Source organism: Bradyrhizobium sp. PSBB068, assembly GCA_016839165.1.
In the GTDB taxonomy this organism is placed as follows: Bacteria; Pseudomonadota; Alphaproteobacteria; order Rhizobiales; family Xanthobacteraceae; genus Bradyrhizobium.
The window spans coordinates 6266867-6281834 of sequence record CP069300.1; the positions used below are offsets into that span (position 1 = coordinate 6266867).

Annotated in this window: 15 protein-coding genes; 11 read left to right on the top strand and 4 right to left on the bottom strand. The window is 63.9% G+C overall.

The genetic code is table 11. The annotated features are described in order from the left end of the window. Positions 1 to 130: 130 nt before the first annotated feature. Positions 131 to 1693 carry a beta-(1-6) glucans synthase gene (locus tag JQ507_29205; protein ID QRI68922.1) on the top strand — a complete coding sequence of 521 codons (1563 nt, stop codon included), beginning with the start codon at positions 131 to 133 and terminating at the stop codon, positions 1691 to 1693. Between the two features lie 290 nt (positions 1694 to 1983). Further along, positions 1984 to 2301: a hypothetical protein gene (locus JQ507_29210; GenBank protein ID QRI68923.1), complete on the top strand. Its 318-nt coding sequence runs from the start codon at positions 1984 to 1986 to the stop codon at positions 2299 to 2301. A 98-nt stretch (positions 2302 to 2399) separates the two neighbouring features. On the opposite strand, the gene JQ507_29215 is transcribed toward JQ507_29210, so the two are convergent. Then, positions 2400 to 2582 (bottom strand): hypothetical protein, encoded by a 183-nt coding sequence (locus JQ507_29215; protein QRI68924.1) that lies wholly within the window; start codon positions 2580 to 2582, stop codon positions 2400 to 2402. Between the two features lie 220 nt (positions 2583 to 2802). On the opposite strand from JQ507_29215, the gene JQ507_29220 reads away from it, so the two are divergent. From JQ507_29220 to JQ507_29235, 4 genes are all read left to right on the top strand, one after another. Further along, entirely contained in the window at positions 2803 to 2991 is a 189-nt protein-coding gene (locus JQ507_29220; GenBank protein QRI68925.1) for a hypothetical protein, read from the top strand. Between the two features lie 333 nt (positions 2992 to 3324). Further along, positions 3325 to 3723 (top strand): CidA/LrgA family protein, encoded by a 399-nt coding sequence (locus tag JQ507_29225; protein QRI68926.1) that lies wholly within the window; start codon positions 3325 to 3327, stop codon positions 3721 to 3723. After that, positions 3710 to 4432 (top strand): LrgB family protein, encoded by a 723-nt coding sequence (locus JQ507_29230; GenBank protein ID QRI68927.1) that lies wholly within the window; start codon positions 3710 to 3712, stop codon positions 4430 to 4432. Before JQ507_29225 ends, JQ507_29230 begins: the two co-directional genes overlap by 14 nt. Before the next feature lie 33 nt (positions 4433 to 4465). Next, a complete protein-coding gene (locus tag JQ507_29235) occupies positions 4466 to 4804 on the top strand; it encodes a hypothetical protein (protein ID QRI68928.1) in 339 nt (112 codons plus the stop codon). Between the two features lie 87 nt (positions 4805 to 4891). On the opposite strand, the gene JQ507_29240 is transcribed toward JQ507_29235, so the two are convergent. Both JQ507_29240 and JQ507_29245 read right to left on the bottom strand, forming a co-directional pair. Then, positions 4892 to 5182 carry a DUF718 domain-containing protein gene (locus tag JQ507_29240; GenBank protein QRI68929.1) on the bottom strand — a complete coding sequence of 97 codons (291 nt, stop codon included), beginning with the start codon at positions 5180 to 5182 and terminating at the stop codon, positions 4892 to 4894. Between the two features lie 298 nt (positions 5183 to 5480). Beyond that, complete coding sequence (locus tag JQ507_29245; GenBank protein QRI68930.1) at positions 5481 to 6368, bottom strand: LysR family transcriptional regulator; 888 nt, start codon at positions 6366 to 6368, stop codon at positions 5481 to 5483. Between the two features lie 180 nt (positions 6369 to 6548). Here JQ507_29245 and JQ507_29250 point away from each other — a divergent pair, with 180 nt between their 5' ends. The 4 genes from JQ507_29250 (at position 6549) to JQ507_29265 (ending at position 12158) form a co-directional block, all read left to right on the top strand. After that, positions 6549 to 7520: a nitronate monooxygenase gene (locus JQ507_29250; protein ID QRI68931.1), complete on the top strand. Its 972-nt coding sequence runs from the start codon at positions 6549 to 6551 to the stop codon at positions 7518 to 7520. A gap of 29 nt (positions 7521 to 7549) precedes the next feature. Continuing rightward, a complete protein-coding gene (locus JQ507_29255; protein QRI68932.1) occupies positions 7550 to 9067 on the top strand; it encodes an AMP-binding protein in 1518 nt (505 codons plus the stop codon). Positions 9068 to 9173: 106 nt separating this feature from the next. Beyond that, the gene (locus JQ507_29260) at positions 9174 to 10259 is read left to right on the top strand and encodes a DUF2855 family protein (protein QRI68933.1); all 1086 of its coding nucleotides are present in this window, start codon (positions 9174 to 9176) and stop codon (positions 10257 to 10259) included. A gap of 111 nt (positions 10260 to 10370) precedes the next feature. After that, positions 10371 to 12158, top strand: coding sequence for an NAD(P)/FAD-dependent oxidoreductase (locus JQ507_29265; GenBank protein ID QRI68934.1), 1788 nt, complete (start codon positions 10371 to 10373; stop codon positions 12156 to 12158). Positions 12159 to 12447: 289 nt separating this feature from the next. On the opposite strand, the gene JQ507_29270 is transcribed toward JQ507_29265, so the two are convergent. Continuing rightward, positions 12448 to 14208: a chloride channel protein gene (locus JQ507_29270; protein QRI68935.1), complete on the bottom strand. Its 1761-nt coding sequence runs from the start codon at positions 14206 to 14208 to the stop codon at positions 12448 to 12450. Positions 14209 to 14398: 190 nt separating this feature from the next. On the opposite strand from JQ507_29270, the gene JQ507_29275 reads away from it, so the two are divergent. After that, the gene (locus tag JQ507_29275; protein QRI68936.1) at positions 14399 to 14956 is read left to right on the top strand and encodes an HNH endonuclease; all 558 of its coding nucleotides are present in this window, start codon (positions 14399 to 14401) and stop codon (positions 14954 to 14956) included. Positions 14957 to 14968 lie beyond the last annotated feature (12 nt).

A 14968-nucleotide genomic window follows, 5' to 3' on the forward strand; every position in this document is an offset into this window, starting at 1 on the left:
ATATAGCACCAACCGACGCATAGTTTTTCAATTTGCCGGCCTCGCCATTTCGCACGCCCAGCACATCCTTCCTGCAAGGGGGACCGACCTGGTATCGCTTCGCACCCCGCTGACGCTTCTCCTGATATCCTTGGGCGCTATCGCCACCGCGTGGTGGTGGCTGGGCATCCCGGTCAACCTGCCGCGCGCGCCGATCGATCCGAACGACAAGGTTCAGTGCATCTCCTACGCCCCGTTCCGCGACAATCAGACGTCGCTCTCGCCGGCGACGCAGGTCACGCCGGAACAGATCGCGGAAGATCTGGCCCAGCTTGCCAAGATATCGCACTGCATCCGCACCTATGCGACCGATCTCGGCCTCGACCAGATTCCCGGACTTGCGGCCAAGGCAGGGCTGAAAGTCATTCAGGGCATCTTCCTCGATCGGGACCGGAAGAAGAATGCAACGCAGGTCGAAACCGCGATCCGCCTCGCCAGGGAATATCCGGACACGATCATCGCACTCGTGGTCGGCAACGAGGTCTTGCTGCGCAAGGAAATGGCGGCGTCCGACCTCGCCGCCCTGATCCGCTCGATCAAGGCGCAGGTCACCGTCCCCGTCACCTATGCCGAGGTCTGGGAGTTCTGGCTGAGCAATCGCGAGCTTTCCGACGCAGTCGATTTCGTCACGATTCATATCCTGCCCTATTGGGAGAACATTCCAATCCGGGCCGATCTGGCCGCCGCGCACGCAGACGAGATTCGCAAGCAGGTCGCGGCGGCGTTTCCGGGCAAGGAAATCTTCATCGGAGAAATCGGCTGGCCGAGCGAGGGGCGGATGCGCGAGTCCGCGCTGCCGTCGCGCACCAATCAGGCGCGCGTGGTCGCGGAGGTGCTCGACCTGGCGCGGCGCGAGCATTTCCGCGTCAACCTGTTCGAGGCCTATGACGAAGGGTGGAAGCGCGAGATCGAAGGCACGATCGGCGGCTCCTGGGGCCTGTTCGATTCCGAGCAGCGCGCGCTGAAATATCCGCCGGGCCAGCCGGTCAGCAATTTTCCGGCCTGGAAGCTGCAGATGTGCAGCGGCATGGCGCTGGCGATCCTGGTGTTCGGCGTCGCATGGCTGACCTTGCGCCGCAGGCCGAGGCCGCCCGAGTTCGGATCATGGTTGGCGGTCGGCGTATCCGCGACGACAGGGGGAATCCTGCTCGGGGTCGCCGCGCAGCGCATGGTCTATGAAAGCTACGGCACCGGAGGCTGGCTGTTGTGGGGCTCGCTGCTGGTGGCGGCAACGGCCTCGCCGGTGTTCGGCGCCAACGCCCTGATGTCGGGCCGCGTGCCCTCAAGCTTCCTGGAATTGCTGGGTCCGAAGGGCTCCCACACGGAGTCGGTGCTGGTGACCATGCACGGATTGGCGCTGATCGTCACCGTCGTGGTCGGGACGGCGGCAGCGCTCGGCCTCGTGTTCGATCCGCGCTTCATCGATTTTCCCTTTGCACCTCTCACCATGGCGGCCGTGCCGTTTGCGGCGATGACGCTGCTCAATCCGCCCACCAAGGGAGCCCGCCCGCTGGCGGAATCGATCTTTGCCGGGATCTTTGTCGGAGCCGCGATCTATACGGTCCTCAACGAAGGACTTGAGAACTGGCAGGCGCTGTGGACGTGCGCCGTCTTCATGCTGCTTGCGGTGACGCTGTGGCGGGCGCGTGCGTGAAGCGTTCCGGCTTCAGGGCGCGTACTCATGAATCCGGTACGGGCGTGTGGAAATGGCGGGGTCCGGATTGCCCTAACAAGCAGACGTCAACGATGGCAGACTGAATGTCCGCGAAGGGCCAACAGACGACATCGCGACCTTGGCCTGATATGAAAGAAGCCCCCAACTGGGGCGGCCCGCCAAAAGCTTGTTAGATGGCAATCGCGAGAATGGTAGCGGTGGAGTAACGGCGCTAGCGCGGCCCGCTCCTCGATATGATCAAGTAACTTAGATTGAAAGACTTAGCCGAGATGAACGAGGTTTTTCGCCGAGTTGAGGAGCGTCTTCGACCTTGGGCTCGCGGCACGACGATAACGCCCCACACAGAACTGTATGGCGACTTGGGTATCTATGGCGACGATTTCGCCTTGGATGTGGTGCTGTGGGCCACGCGGGAATTCTGCATTGAGGGAAAAGTCGATCTGTCAAAATATGCCCCCGGGGAGTACCCCTTCAAGCAAGTGCGCGACCGGGTCCGCAGGCTGCTCGGCATCGAGCCGCGCGTATATCAGAGTTTCAAAGTAAGCGACGTGGTCGCCGCAATCGAAGCAGAGCGCTGGCCGGACTGAGAGACCGCAACGGGTCAAGAGCAGCCCATCTCGATCGGGGAGAATTGCGTTCGCTTCACATCAACAAGCCGGCGTTCCGATGCTCAGGGCGAATTTCGTTATGCGCCACCAGGCGACATCGGCTCAGGAACAAATTCGGCGCCGCGGCTCGCGATGTCGTGAACGCGTTTCGAGCGGCTCGGTATCGGCGAAACAATCGCCGCCGGACGAAACGACTTCTCCAAAGCTGCGAAATTATCCAAGAACAGATTGGGCGCATTGTACTCGTGAGATTTCGCCATCGGTCGATCACGGTGGAGGCTGATCAAAAGATACTTTCTCGAATGGGCTGCCTATCGCCGTTGCAGGTGCTGCGAAAAAATTGAGCTGTCATCCGAACCTTCGAGGGCGAATAATCCCGTTGGTGCGGGCGCGCTTGTGAACGATTTCACTGCGCCGTTGTGCCTGCCAAGCGATGATGCCTTGCGTATTTGAATGGAAGTAATTTGCAGGAGAGTTGTCATGAAGATTGCAATTCCCGCAATTCCCCACTCTACGATTCGATCCACACTGCCGATCGGCAATCACGGCGGCTTGATCACCGTCGGATACGTGGCTTTGGCGCTCGTCGCAATCGCCGCGATCTACTTGGCAGCGGGGCAGTCGGGTGTCACCCAAGCTGAGCTCGCGATTGCAACGGTATTGCCGTGACCAATGATCGCCTGCGACTGACCACGTGGTGCGTTGCTGTATCCATCATCACGGCGGTCTGCGTATGGACCTTGATCGGTTCGCCTGAAAGCCGAACCGAACACTCCTGGCGCCATTTGTCGTCGGAAATGGCCGCACGCAACTAAAGCGTCTTCGAGCGAAGCGAATACCGGCCCGCGTGAAGAAGCGCTTCAAACGGGAATCGGGAGGTCCGTTCCGATTCCATCGAACGAAAGCAGCTCTGGGGCATGAGCCCCTAAATGCGCATGGTGGTCCGCGAATGGACGGACACGAAAAATTATTCCGCGCAAAATGATGTTGGAGATGATTGCGATGCTTGAACAGATTGCTCGCGTACTCTTGTGGCTTTCCCTGGGTGAAATTGCCGCCAAGTCCGGCTTGTGGCCGCTTCCCGCGCCAGTCACCGGCCTCATTCTGCTCTATGCCGAACTCGCCATTCGGGGACGGCTGCCCGATGATCTGGGCATCCTTGCAGACCGACTGCTTCAGTTTCTGGGCATGTTGTTTGTGCCGGCAGGCGTCGGCGTGATCGCCTATTTGGATGTCTTCAAGACCGAAGCAACGCCAATTTTGGCCGCGGTGATTGGAGGCACCGCCATTACTCTTTTTGTCACGATGGTTGTCGTGAACCGGCTCGGCCGAACGATTGCAATAAGTCGGGAGCCCGGGTCCGAACGCGTCGAGGGAGCAGCACGCGATGTCAACGCTTGATCTGACAAATTTGACCTGGGTCAGCCTGGCTGACCAGCCGATCCTGGAAACAGGTGCGACCGTATTCGCTTTCCTGGCAGCAACTCGCATATCGCGCCTCGGCGGCAATCACCCGTTGCTCAACCCCACCCTTCTGGCGATCGTCCTCATCTCGCTCGGCCTCGAAGCGACACATATCCCCTACAAGACGTATTTGCGCGGCGCTGACCCGATACACTTCATGTTGGGGCCTGCGGTCGTTCTGTTGGCCGTACCGCTATTCCGTCAGCGGGCCGTAATCCGCGCTTCCGCACGGTTGATCGCGGTCGGATTGGGTGTCGGATTGCCCGTTGGGGTCCTAAGCGCTGTCGGCATTGCCTGGGTTATGGGGGCAAGGTCGCAGACCATCCTTTCCTTGGCGCCCAAGTCGGTCACTGCCGGAATTGCGGTCGGCATTTCCGAGCAGATCGGTGGTCTGCAAACGCTTACGATTGTGCTCGTGATCATGACCGGCATTACCGGAGCCGTCCTCGGCCCACTTATCGCGCGCCTTGCTCGTATTGACGATCCGCGTGTCGTTGGGCTGACCATGGGCATTGCCTCCCACGGAATCGGAACCGCGCGGGCATTCCAGATCAACGAGGTCGCCGGTGCCTTTTCCGGGCTCGGGATGGGCCTGAATGGCGTACTCACAGCCATCCTGCTTCCATTGATTTTTCGGCTGTTCTAAGGTTGGCCCAGTTGACCTTGCGTTGAGCGAGAGATGGACATTGCCAAGAAGCTGGTCACTAAGCTCCCTCTTGAGGAGTTGTGGGACCAAGAACAGATATTCAACGCGCAACGCATCTCCACTGGGCTGAACGCATCGGAATTAATGGCAACAATTAAAGAAGGGGCGACATTCGTCGTCGCTGACGTTGGACTGCGGCCCCGTTGGATCGATCCTGCGGAAAGGTTCGAGTTCTGGAAGACTGAGGTAAAGTCACGACTTGCCGATAAGCCAGCCTCGCTTGAAGACCTCCCCGGCGAGTACTGCTATTTCGCTTCGAAATGGCTACTCGCTGATGGACTTCCATTGATTGTCCTTGAACGACACCACTGATTTGACGGCAAGGTCCGTCAAGGGTCAAGAGCAGCCCATCTCGATCGTTGCCATAAAATGGCTCCTCTCTTCAGGGTACTTTGGAGGCTATTTGAGCGTTAGGACGACCGATCCAGCAACGGCGTCTGTTACACCAAGTCCATTGCCGAGATCTTCCAAAGTATCCCGGAACGAATTAAGCGTTGCGATCATGTTCGGACGTGCGTTTGCCAGCGTCTCCATGTCCGGCCACTCGGCGATGACGCAATACGTGCGCTCGCCGGTCTTTATCATGTAAGAGTGTTTGAGGCCGGGCCAGCTAACGTTCTTGTGGGCGTCGATGAAATCCTGATCACGCCCGGGCTTCACCCGGAAGCGTACCGCGTTGAATGCAGTCATGATGTAGCCCTCCCGTGCGCAGTTGCAAATGGTCGCCTTGCCAAGCGTGATCATCGCTATTTTGGGGCACCGCGCAAGCTCCGCCCGGCACTCAACCTTGATGTCCGTTTGGGGGTCACAAGGCGGCCTCTCTCCGGTCAGATCGCGTGGCCGCTATCTTCTCCAAAGCAGACATCTCGGATTGATGAACATGCGTCCTAGAGCATGATCCGGAAAAGTGCGTAGCGGTTTTCCGAAAAGATCATGCTTAAACAAGAATCTAAAGCGCGATGACGATTCAGCCCGATGTCATCGCGCTTTAGCCGCGCAGCCTGACACGGTCCTCGCGCGCGCAATCGGTGACGAAGCCGATCACCGCCCGCACCGACGGAAGCTCGACCAGATCGGGATGCGCGAGCAGCCAGAGATCGGAGAGGCTCGAGAGTTTTTGCGGCGCGACCCGAACCAGATCGGGATAGTCGGCGCCTACCAGGCAGGACAGCGCGCAGATCCCGAGCCCGGCGCGCGCCGCGGCAAGCATGTCGCCCTGCGAGGAGCAGCGCATCACCGTCGTGCCCTGCCGGGTGATCACGTCGCTCCAGCGCGCCAGCCGCGCATTCGAGGCCTGGTCGGCAAAGCCGATCACGCTGTGGCCTTTCCATTCGTCCGGCCGCTCCGGAAGCTTGCGGCCGGCCGCATAGCTGCGCGAGGCATAGAAGCCGGCGCCGAGCCGGCCGATCCTGCGCCCGATCAGGTTTTCGTCGCCCGCATCGACCGGGCGCAACACCACGTCGGCCTCGCGACGGCGGACGCTGGCCGGAAACGGATGGGTGATGATCTCGAGCTGGATATTGGCGTGGTCGCGCAGGAACGGCCCGAGCCGCGGCATCAGCCAGTGCGCCGCCAGCGTCGCGCCGATCGACAGCTTGACGACGCCGCGCGCCTGCTCACCGGTCGCGGAGGCGGAGGCTTCCGCGCGCAAGGCCGCCGCCGCCATCGCCTCGGCGTGCTCGCGGAACTTGCGGCCATGCGAGGTCAGCGACAGGCCGTCAGTGGAACGGGCGAACAGACGGGTGCCGAGCTGCTTCTCGAGCGCCGCGACGTTGCGGCCGACGGTCGGATGGCTGATGCGCAGCCGCCGCGCCGCGCCCGCGAGGCTGCGCGTCTCCGCCACCGCGACGAATGTCTTGCAGAGCTCCCAGTCCATGCGCCGTCCGCCTGCGCCCGTGTTCAATTCTGGCCAATCAGCCGTTCAATATTGAACGCGATCGCGCGGCCGTCCAGCCTTATATTGCGGCCGCGCCAGGAGAGCCGCCGCTCCCGCCATCACAACACATCGCGATCCGCCCCGGCCGCAGGCCGAGCGGCGCGCATGGAGGATCCGAACATGTCGCTGCCTGCTTCGCTCGCCAACAAGCTCGAACTGCCGGTCGTCGGCTCCCCGCTGTTCATCGTCTCCGGGCCCGAGCTCGTGATCGCGCAGTGCAAGGCCGGCATCGTCGGCTCGTTTCCGGCGTTGAACGCCCGCCCGGCCGAGAAGCTCGGCGAGTGGCTGACCCGGATCGAGAACGAGCTCGGCGAGCACCAGGCGCTGCATCCGGAGAAGAAGGTCGCCCCCTACGCCGTCAACCAGATCTGCCACGCCTCCAACGACCGCCTGATGCGCGACATGGAAACCTGCGTGAAGCACAAGGTGCCGGTGATCATCACCTCGCTGCGCCCGCCGTCCGAGATCGTCGAGGCCGCGCATTCCTATGGCGGCGTCGTGTTCCACGACGTCATCAACGTGAAGCACGCCCGCAAGGCCGCCGAGCAGGGCGTCGACGGCTTGATCCTGGTCTGCGCGGGCGCCGGCGGCCATGCCGGCACGCTGTCGCCGTTCGCGCTGGTGCGCGAGGTCAAGCAATGGTTCAAGGGCACGATCCTGCTGTCGGGCGCGATCTCCGACGGCTGGAGCATCGCATCCGCGCTCGCGCTCGGCGCCGACCTCGCCTATATAGGCACCCGCTTCATCGCGACTCAAGAAGCCAACGCCGACGTCAGGTACAAGCAGGCGCTGACCGAACATGCCGCGCACGACATCGTCTATTCGAACCTGTTCACCGGCGTGCACGGCAACTACCTCGGGCCGTCGATCGCGGCGGCCGGCCTCGATCCCGCCAACCTGCCGGTCGCCGACAAGTCCAAGATGAATTTCGGCTCCGGCGGCAACACCAAGGCCAAAGCCTGGCGCGACATCTGGGGCTCGGGCCAGGGCATCGGCCAGATCACCGACGCCCCGCCGGTCGCCGAACTGGTGACACGGCTGAAGGCGGAGTTTAATGAGGCGCGCAACGACTTCATGAAGGCCAGCGCCTGACGCTGGACGATCGCCTGGAGAGACCCGGTATGATCATCAGCGGCGACCGACAGATCAGCTACGGCGATATCCACGCCCGCATCGCACGGGCAGCGAACGGCTTCCGCGGGCTCGGCATGCGCGACGGCAAGCCGGTCGGCATGATGCTGCGCAACGATTTCGCGCTGTTCGAGGTGGTCGCGGCCTCGGCCGCGCTCGGCAGCCCGGTGGTGCCGATCAACTGGCACCTGAAGGCCGACGAGGTCGCCTACATCCTGGCCGACAGCGGCGCCGACACGCTGGTCTGCCACGCGGATCTCCTGCCGCAGATCCGGGACGGATTGCCGCCGGAAATCAAACTGCTGATCGTGACGACGCCGCCGGAGATCGCCGCCGCCTATGGCGTGGCGCCTGAATTGACGCGGGTGCCGGATGGCATGACCGACTGGGACCAATGGCGCGACACGCATGCGCCGCTGACCGATGCCCCGATCGGCGCCGCGCCGATGTTCTACACCTCGGGCACCACCGGACTGCCGAAGGGCGTCCGGCGCAAGCCGATGCGGCCCGAGCAGATGCCGGCGGCCGCCCGCATCGGCGCCATCACCTACGGCGTAAAGCCCAACGAGGATCAGGTGATCCTGATGAACGGGCCGATGTACCATTCGGCCCCGCATTCCTACGGCATGCTGGCGTTCCGCAACGGCTGCAGCATCGTGCTCGAGCCGCGCTTCGATCCCGAAGATCTGCTGCAACTGATCGAGCGCCACGGCGTCACGCACATGCATATGGTGCCGACCATGTTCGTGCGGCTGCTGCGCCTGCCGGAGGAGACGCGGCGCCGCTACGACCTGTCGTCGCTGCGCTTCATCATCCATGGCGCGGCGCCCTGCCCGGTCGACGTCAAGCGCGCGATGATCGAGTGGTGGGGGCCCGTCATCAACGAATATCTCGGCTCGACCGAAACCGGCATCCCGGTCTGGCATTCGTCGGCGGAAGCATTGGCAAAGCCCGGCACCGTCGGCCGCGCGATCGAGGGCGGCATCGTCAGGATCTTCCGCCCCGACGGCACGCAATGCGACGTCGACGAGCCCGGCGAGATCTTCATGCGCCAGACCTTGATCTCGGATTTCGATTACCATGGCAACGCCAAAGCGCGCGCCGAAGCCGACCGCGACGGCCTGATCAGCGTCGGCGATGTCGGCTATCTCGACGCCGACGGCTATCTGTTCCTGTGCGACCGCAAGCGCGACATGGTGATCTCGGGCGGCGTCAACATCTATCCCGCCGAGATCGAGAACACCCTGATCGGCATGGACGGCGTGCGCGACTGCGCGGTGTTCGGCGTTCCCGACGACGAGTATGGCGAGCGGCTGTTCGCCTGCGTCGAGCCGGAAGCAGGAGCTGCGCTATCTGCTGCGGCGATCCAGGATTTCCTGCGCGGCAAGCTCGCCAATTTCAAGGTGCCGCGCGACATCCGCTTCATGGACGCGCTGCCGCGCGAGGCCACCGGCAAGATCTTCAAGCGCAAGCTGCGCGACCTCTACCGCGAAGGACAGCTTCGCTGAACGATATAACGGCGAAGCGAACGGCGTTTGAAACTTAGTTGCTGTTGCAAACAGCCGGCAATCGACGCAACGATGCCGGCCCGCATCCAAGGCCGGGATCATCGCCATGAACGCCACCGACTTCATCGTCATCCGCAACGACCTGCAGCAGTGCAAGGTGATCGAGACGCGATTGCCCGACGCCGCGGCGCTGCCGGCCGACGCGCTGCTGGTGAAGGTGACCCGCTTCGCTTTCACCGCCAACAACATCACCTACGCCGTGATCGGCGAGCAACTGAAATACTGGCATTTGTTCCCGGCGCCCGAGGGCTACGGCATCATCCCGGTGTGGGGCTTTGGCGAGGTGCTGGCCTCGAAGCATCCCGCCGTCGCCGTCGGCGAGACGCTGTTCGGCTATTTCCCGATGGCGACCCATCTGGTGATCGAGGCGGCCGATGTCAGCAAGCGCGGCCTGCGCGATGGCGCCGCGCACCGGCAGGAGGTGTCGCCGGTCTACAACGCTTATGCCCGCGTCTCCGGCGATCCGACCTATGCCGGCCGGCAGGGCGATTTCCGCGCGCTGCTGCTGCCGCTGTTCATGCTGTCGTTCCTGGTCGACGACTTCCTCGCCGAGAATGAATTCTACGGCGCGCGCCGCGTCATCCTGTCATCGGCCTCGAGCAAGACCGCATTCGGCCTCGCTCATCTGCTGCACAAGCGGGGTATCCGCGTGATCGGGCTGACCTCGAAGGGCAATGTCGATTTCGTCTCCTCGCTCGGCTGCTATGACGAGGTCGTCAGCTATGACCAGGTCGCGGCGATCCCGCCGGCAGAGCCGGTCGCCTATGTCGACATGGCCGGCAACAGCGCGCTGCGCGAGGCCCTGCACCGGCACTTCGGCGATCAGATGGTCTATTCCGGCCGGGTCGGGCTGACGCATCGCGCGAGCGAGCCGGACGAGCCGGCACTGCCCGGCGCCAAGCCGGTGTGGTTCTTCGCGCCGGACCAGATCCGCAAGCGCGCCAAGGAATGGGGCCCCGGCGGCATCGACCAGCGCTTCGGTGCCGCATGGACCGGGCTCGTGCCGCATCTGCCTGATTGGCTCGATGTCGTCGAACGGCGTGGCCCGGCCGCGGTGCGCGAGGCCTATCTCGATACCCTGCAGGGCCGCGTTCCGCCGGACCAGGGCTTGATCCTGTCGCTGGGCGAATAGGCGCTATCCCGTCACGGCCTTTCTGCGGCCTCGCCAATGGGTATAGGCTTTGCGGCAATGGGAACGCCGCCGGGCAACTGACCAGGGGCGGCCGATGACGGGAAACGCCGGATGCTCGACAAGACGGACGATATTTCAGTCGCCGCCGACAATTGGCTCGTGCAGTTCGAGGATGCGCTGGCGAGCCCCGACGATGTGCTGCTGAAGCCGCTGTTCCATCCCGACAGCTACTGGCGCGACGTGCTGGCGCTGAGCTGGAACATCCAGACCGTCAACCGCGCCTTCGCCATCATCGAGGAACTGCCGTCACATGCCCGTCGCAGTGACCCACGCGACTTCCGCATCGATGCCGAGCGCGCGGCGCCGCGCCGGGTGATGCGCGCCGGCACCAATGCGATCGAGGCGATCTTCAAGTTCGAGACGGCGACCGGCCGCGGCCACGGCATCGTGCGGCTGATCCCTGACGCCGCCGACGGCGACCGGCTGAAAGCCTGGACCTTGTTGACCGCGCTCGAGGAGCTCAAGGGTTTTGAGGAACAGCAGGGTCACACAAGGCCGCGCGGACAGGCCTATTCCCGCGACTTCCGCGGACCGAACTGGCTCGACCTGCGCAAGGCGTCCACCGAGTACGCCGATCGCGATCCGGATGTGCTTGTCGTCGGCGGCGGACAGGCCGGGCTCGCGATCGCCGCGCGGCTCAAGCAGCTCAAGATCGACGCGCTGATCGTCGACCGCGAGGCGCGCGTCGGCGACAATTGGCGCAAGCGCTACCACGCGCTGACCCTGCACAACCAGGTGCAGGTCAATCATCTGCCCTACATGCCGTTCCCGCCGAACTGGCCGACCTACATCCCGAAGGACAAGCTCGCCAACTGGTTCGAATCCTATGTCGATGCCATGGAGCTGAACTTCTGGACCGGCACGGAATTTCTGGGCGGCAGCTACGACGATGCGCAAGGACGCTGGACCGTCGAGCTGCGCCGCGCCGACGGCACGACGCGGACCATGCAGCCGCGCCATGTCGTGATGGCAACCGGCGTCAGCGGCATCCCCAATCTGCCCGACATCCCAGGCCTGAAGAATTTTTCCGGCAAGGTCATGCATTCCAGCCGCTACGAGGACGGCGAGAGCTGGACCGGCAAGCGTGCGCTGGTGATCGGCACCGGCAACAGCGGCCACGATATCGCGCAGGACCTGCATTCCTCCGGCGCCGCGGTCACGCTGGTGCAGCGCTCCCCGACCCTGGTCACCAATATCGAGCCGTCGGCGCAGCTCGCCTATGCCGCCTATAATGAAGGCTCGCTCGAGGACAATGACCTGATCGCGACCTCGATGCCGCTTACGCTCGCCAAGCGCAGCCATGTGCTGATGACCGAGCAGTCGAAGGAGCTCGACAAGCCGCTGCTCGACGGTCTCGCCCGCAGGGGTTTCAAGCTCGATTTCGGCGATGGCGGCACCGGCTGGCAGTTCAAATACCTGACCCGCGGCGGCGGTTATTACTTCAACGTCGGCTGCTCCGACCTCGTCGCGAGCGGCGCGGTCGCGCTGAAGCAGTTTTCCGACATCGAGACCTTCGTCAGCGAAGGCGCAAGGCTCAAGAACGGCGAGACGGTGGAAGCCGACCTCATCGTGCTCGCGACCGGCTACCGGCCGCAGGAAGAGCTGGTGAAGAAACTGTTCGGCGAGGCGATGGCCCAACGCGTCGGCCCGATCTGGGGTTTTGGCGACGGGCAGGAGCTGCGCAACATGTACACCCGCACGCCGCAGCCCGGCCTGTGGTTCATCGCCGGCAGCCTCGCGCAATGCCGCATCAACTCGCGCTATCTCGCGCTGCAGATCAAGGCGATCGAGGCCAGCCTGCTGCCGCGCGACGTCGGGCCGGTGGCGAGGCTTTTATAGTCAGCCGTCATTCCGGGTTCGCGCTGCGCGCGCCCCGGAATGACGAGAAGAGAGGGGACAGCCAATGCCGACCATCCTCGGCGCCGGCGAGCTCGCTAACGCGTCGTCGAGAACTTCGCAAAGCTCCCCGATGGCTGGAGCCTGACCGTCGTCGCCTCCGTCGCGGTCGACAGCAAGGACCGCGTCGACGCCGTCATTGCGAGCGCAGCGAAGCAATCCATGCCAAACTCGGGGATAGATGGATTGCTTCGTCGCTTCGCTCCTCGCAATGACACCGAGGACAGCAAAATCAAATCTCGCCGATCGCCTCGCGTCGGCGCTGCTCGGATTCTTCAGCGTAGCGCCGCATCGCGTGCGCTTCGGTGAGCAGGCCGATCGGACGCCGGTCGCCATCGCCTTCGACCACCGCGAGCGACTCTGCTTCGGCCGCGTCGAACACCGCGATCGCCTCCTGCACGTTCATGCCGGGATGCAGCACCACGTCGGCGTAGCGCAGGATGCCGGCGAGCCCCTTGTCGGCCTCGAGATCCGGCGCATGGGCTTCGGCGACCAGCGCGAGCCCGGCATAGCGCCCCTCGCCGTCGACCGCGACGACCTGGGTCTTCGAGCCGAGCGGGAATTCCTCGCGGAACGCCGCGATCGGCATCGCGGCGTTCACCGTGATCATGTCCTGCCGCATCATCTTGCCGACCGTGAGATCGCGGATCCAGCCGATATCGGCGGCGCTGCGGATGGTCTCGCCGCGCAGATGCAGCCGCCAGGTCGCGAACGAATAGCCGAACAGCTCACGCGTGATCGTGGTCGAGATGATGACCGCGACCAGCACCGCCGTGGTCAGCCAGAGATTGCCGGTGGATTCCAGCGCGATGAACGACATCGTCAAGGGACCGCCGATCACCGACGCCGACAGCGCGCTCATCCCGATCACCGCATAGGCGTTCGGATCGAGATTGAGCCCCGGCCAGACGATGTCGACGCCGGCGGCGAACAGCCGGCCGCCGAGCGCGCCCATGAACAGCGTGGCGAAGAACAGGCCGCCGCGGAAGCCCGAGCCGAGCGAAATGATCGAGGCCACCGCCTTCAGCACGAACACGCCGGCGATGAAGGCGAGCGGCATCGCCACGATGCCGGCGAAGCGCAGCGCGCCATGGCCCGACGACATCACCTGCGGGGTCAGCAGCGCCATGGCGCCGACCGCAAGCCCGCCGAGCGCCGGGCGCAGCGGCGGCCAGAGCCGGGTCTTGGCGAGCAGCGCCTCGCACAGCGTCACCCCGCGCATGATCGCAATTCCGGTCAGCGCCGCGAGCATGCCGAGCAGCGTGGCGATCGCCAGATCCCGCCCGAGCACGTCGCCGACGGTTCCGACGCCGACCCCGAGCGGCAGCGGCTCGAAGGCATGGGCGACGAAATAGCCGGTCACCGCCGCCACCCCGACCGGGGTCAGGCTCGCCGGGGTGTAGCCGCCGATCACAAGTTCGAAAGCGTAGAACGCGCCCGCGAGCGGCGCGCTGAAGGCACCGGCGATCGCCGCCGCCGCGCCACAGCCGACCATGATTCGCTGGTCGTTGCGGCGGAGATGGAAACCGCGGCCGAGCGAGGCGGCGAGGCCGCTGGAGAGCTGGGTATAGCCGGCCTCGAGCCCTACCGAGCCGCCGACGCCGCTCGACCAGATCGTCTGCAGCGCCACGATCACGCTGCCGCGGAACGACATCCGCCCGCCATAAAGCGCGTTGGCCTCGATCGGGTCGATCTCGCGGGCCGGCCGGACTCGAAGCAGCAGCAGGAACGCAATCCCTAGCAGCAGGCCACCGATCGAGGGAACCAGCAGCGCGCGCAGCGGATCGATACTCGGCTGGCTCGACAGCCGGTCGCCATAGGGCAGATTGAACAATACGGCATGCAGCACGGAGACCAGCATGCCCATGACGGCCACCACGAGGCCGCCTATGGCCCCGATCAGGACCGCCAGCACCACCAGGCTCGTCTCGTGCGCGCGCACGAACGCGCGCAACCGGCGCGGCGCTTCGAGATAGCTCGACTTGGTGGTCATCGGCAGGGTCCGTCACTGGCCGACAGGCCTTGCGGCTCCCTTTACGGGCCCCGCGGGCGGGAGGCAATCGGGGCAGGAACATGGCAGGGGATGGCGGATAAGCCGCTCATCGCTCTTCACAATCCCGTCACGCTGCCTGTAGTATGTGAGTGCATGCTGCTTCGCAGCTAATGGGAGTCAGGAGCGTTATTTGAACGCACATGTCTCACAAGGCGGTTGGCCGGTGCTGGTCTTGAATGCGGACTTCCGGCCGCTGAGTTACTACCCGCTGTCGCTCTGGTCCTGGCAGGACGCGATCAAGGCGGTGTTCCTCGATCGTGTCAACATCGTCGAATATTACGACCGCGCGGTACGAAGTCCTTCCTTCGAAATCCAGTTGCCCAGCGTCGTATCGCTGAAGTCCTTCGTCAAGCCGACCACGCACCCCGCCTTCACCCGCTTCAATGTCTTCCTGCGCGACCGCTTCTCCTGCCAGTATTGCCTGTCGCCGGACGACCTCACCTTCGATCACATCATTCCGCGCAGCAAGGGTGGCCAGACCACCTGGGAGAACGTCGTCGCCGCCTGCTCGCCCTGCAATCTGCGCAAGGGCAATCTGACGCCGCAGCAGGCCAAGATGTTTCCGAAGCAGACGCCCTACGCGCCCACCGTGCATCAGCTCCATCGCAACGGCCGGCTGTTCCCGCCGAACTATCTGCACGAAAGCTGGCTCGATTATCTCTACTGGGATACTGAGCTTGATCCATAGGCGGCGGACGTT